Origin of the sequence: Herbaspirillum chlorophenolicum (assembly GCF_001189955.1) — a bacterium.
Taxonomy (GTDB): domain Bacteria; phylum Pseudomonadota; class Gammaproteobacteria; order Burkholderiales; family Burkholderiaceae_D; genus Herbaspirillum; species Herbaspirillum chlorophenolicum.
This window is the reverse complement of sequence record NZ_LFLT01000158.1, coordinates 1-866: the sequence shown is the minus strand read 5'-3', so window position 1 is coordinate 866 and position 866 is coordinate 1. Positions and strand designations below refer to the sequence as shown.

Annotated in this window: 2 protein-coding genes; both read left to right on the top strand. The window is 53.1% G+C overall.

The window, feature by feature from the left end:
• Positions 1-462: 462 nt before the first annotated feature.
• A complete protein-coding gene (locus AKL28_RS24770) occupies positions 463-615 on the top strand; it encodes a hypothetical protein (RefSeq protein ID WP_156226491.1) in 153 nt (50 codons plus the stop codon).
• 2 nt (positions 616-617) lie between these two features.
• Positions 618-860 carry a type II toxin-antitoxin system VapB family antitoxin gene (locus AKL28_RS25430; RefSeq protein ID WP_050470713.1) on the top strand — a complete coding sequence of 81 codons (243 nt, stop codon included), beginning with the start codon at positions 618-620 and terminating at the stop codon, positions 858-860.
• The last annotated feature ends 6 nt before the right edge of the window (positions 861-866 follow it).

Below are 866 nucleotides of genomic sequence, written 5' to 3'. Positions count from 1 at the left end.
TGCTTTACGTGGTTGGCTCGCGAGCTAGGAAGCATTTGCACCTTATCTCTGAAAGGGGCCGTGCTAGCGGTAGGCGCTACTACGAACCCACTGCGATACTGGCACAAATGAACTTCGCGTATAACTTATAGTAAGCATATGCAGAAGCCCCGACTAGCGGGGCTTCTGGTCCATCGGGTCCGATTCCTCTTACCTAGCGGTTGCTAGGCCAAGGCGAACTTGGCGGGCAACCTCGCGAGTCGGCTGAAGAGGTTCTTTGAAACAGGTTAGCAAGCTGGCGCTCAAAACGCAAACATCGTGGCAATGACGCGACATCCACCATCACGATGAGCGGCAACAATATTCCTGTTAGGCGTCAAATCCGGTACTACCGGAACGAATGTGCCGATAGAGAAAAGCCCCATTAATTGTTATTTCGGCGCTCATCTTTTTTTCGTCAATGAATCCGCTCATGCTTGGCGCATGACGCATATCGACACGAACTCCTCACTCATCACGCCGGCTGACGGCAATGTCTTTTTAGACTTGGGATTTGGCACGGCACTGGCTGCAATATTGAAGGCTGAGTCGCAAGAAATCATCGAGACGCAGCTCGCGGCAAAGCATTCAGGCTGACCATGCGCACGAACATCGAAATCGATACGGCCCTCATAGAAGATGTCCAGCGCGAATGCGGCGTCAAATCAAAAAAAGCTGCAATTGACCTGGGCCTGCGAATACTCCTTCGGGCTAGCCGCCAGAACTCCCTCGGCCGGCTCAACGGCTCAAAGGGCAGTGTTGGAGACATTGACTGGCCACCTGCGTCAGAGGAGCCATTCGAACTCTGTCGCTTATACACAGATGCGAGACCACGAGACTAAGGCGAC